The sequence below is a fragment of the Motilimonas pumila genome (assembly GCF_003596335.1).
In the GTDB taxonomy this organism is placed as follows: Bacteria; Pseudomonadota; Gammaproteobacteria; order Enterobacterales; family CBDFNC01; genus Motilimonas; species Motilimonas pumila.
The window spans coordinates 1-1,819 of sequence record NZ_QZCH01000084.1 but is presented as its reverse complement, the minus strand read 5'-3'; the positions used below and the strand labels follow the sequence as shown (position 1 = coordinate 1,819).

The window sequence follows — 1,819 nt, the reverse complement described above, 5'->3', positions numbered from 1 at the left end:
TTTAATGATACTTCGCCTCGTACTCTGCCGACCCAAAACCAACCTTTTTCTTGAACTTGCCTAAACCAAGTATTCCTAAACCCTGCATCTGATACGATGATTGGGCTGGCTTCTTTTGGCAGGACTTTCTGTAATTTGTCGAGAAATGTTTGGTGGCTTTGCGGTGAATTATAGTGCTTATATTCGAAGACTTGTTCGTAAATCGTGACCGCCCGCCCATCGAGTGCAATGGACGCCCGAAGGGTCATATAACGCAGTTGCTCACGCACATCAGACCAGTCAACAAGAATAATAGGACAGGGATTAGCCCGTGAAATTAAGTGGGCGTGCCACTTATAAATGGAGTCTTTTTCGCGGTGTAAATGTGGGTTACCGAGCAGCCTATCGACACGCTTAATGGCATGCTTAACCGTGGTGTTGGAATCCAGTTTTCTGCCAAGCTTGGTTAAGGTTAAATCAGCGCCATTGAGCACGCTTTTAGTGGCAAGTATCAGAGAGCTCAGTCGTTTTTTGTGAATATTAGGGCATTGTTCTGTCAGTGTTTGCTGTAGAATTTGAATATCGCGCATCGTTAGGAATTCCTATTAAATTCATTTGATAAGGTGTGTTTTTGGCGAAATTCATTAGATCAGAATGAGCGATGCGCGTCTACTCATTGTTTTTATTGGAAATTATGAGGGGATTCGTGAGAGCAAGGCGTTATGCGTCATTCGGAGATTGTAGTATTTCTAAATTTACAGAGATTATTGAAAAAGAGCGACTCATTGGATTAATGAATAATACTAAATGGAATGCTCTTTTTAGCGAACTAAACCTTATTGAGGAGATGATCCAATATAAGTCACAATACATTGATGGCTCAATATTCCCTGACCATGATTCCAGCTATGAATTCACTCCTGAATTACAGCAAATTTGGGGTAACTTTAAATCCATTGAATATGTTGATGTAATTACAATAATTAAACGTGATATTGGTAAGTTACTAGATCCCGAAATAGTAGATCTGACTAAAGATATATTAGAAATTTGTAATGTTCTAAATGTTAAAGTATCAGCAATAAATTCGGGAATAAGGATCTGGGGTTACCATAGACATGGCGAAATTCCAGAGTTGCTATAAACGCATAACAAGCGCTTTAAACGGAACAAAAACAGTTGGTTAGGTTTCGCTTCGCTACACATTATAACCAACAATTTTAGTCCGCTTAAGCGGGCGTTATATTTTTCGAGATATCTATGTTTCTACGTGTAGTTTTGATTTTATGCATTTCGTTTCTACTGAAAGCATGTGATAGTCCAACTGGATATGAGAAGTCTTTATCTGATTCGAGGGAATGGCCTCAAAAAATTGTTGGAACATTCTATTTTCTGGATTCAGATCTAGGTGATGGAACATATGCTGAATGGGCTATTGGTACTTTTGAGCCTTTAGGTACAAGTGAAAGTATCCTTGTTGAGTTTAAAGGTAATACTTTAAAAAATGCTGGTATTGACTTAAATTTTGAATTTCCTAAACCAGTTACCTTAGTAATAAATCAGCATCAGAATATGTATTTTCAAGTAGAAAAAGTTGTTAATTGAAGTCCAAAATATAACAAGGCACTTAAACGGACAAAAAACAGTTGGTTTTGTTCGTGCCTCACAAAGTATAACCAACTGACTTTTGCCGCTTAGTGCGGCGCTGACGGATCCCCTCATAATTTCCCTAGTCCAGCGTTGTGCGTGAGCCGTTGATATTCCAGTATTGCCCATTGATATTGGGACTCGTAAATTTGATACCGCCTATGGCTCCGAACTTCCCTTCCTAAGCGGGGTA

Annotated in this window: 3 protein-coding genes; 2 read left to right on the top strand and 1 reads right to left on the bottom strand. The window is 38.9% G+C overall.

The features are described 5' to 3' along the window. Positions 1-569, bottom strand: a 569-nt coding sequence (locus D1Z90_RS20470) for an IS4 family transposase (RefSeq protein ID WP_119912623.1), incomplete at its 3' end; no start/stop codon positions are given. A 116-nt stretch (positions 570-685) separates the two neighbouring features. On the opposite strand from D1Z90_RS20470, the gene D1Z90_RS20465 reads away from it, so the two are divergent. Then, complete coding sequence (locus tag D1Z90_RS20465; protein ID WP_147378818.1) at positions 686-1,123, top strand: DUF6678 family protein; 438 nt, start codon at positions 686-688, stop codon at positions 1,121-1,123. Between the two features lie 116 nt (positions 1,124-1,239). After that, positions 1,240-1,584 carry a hypothetical protein gene (locus tag D1Z90_RS20460; RefSeq protein WP_119912621.1) on the top strand — a complete coding sequence of 115 codons (345 nt, stop codon included), beginning with the start codon at positions 1,240-1,242 and terminating at the stop codon, positions 1,582-1,584. The last annotated feature ends 235 nt before the right edge of the window (positions 1,585-1,819 follow it).

What these genes read in the sequence shown, in the direction of transcription:
- D1Z90_RS20460 (WP_119912621.1), top strand. Translation starts at nt 1,240, where the DNA reads ATGTTTCTACGTGTAGTTTTGATTTTATGCATTTCGTTTCTACTGAAA.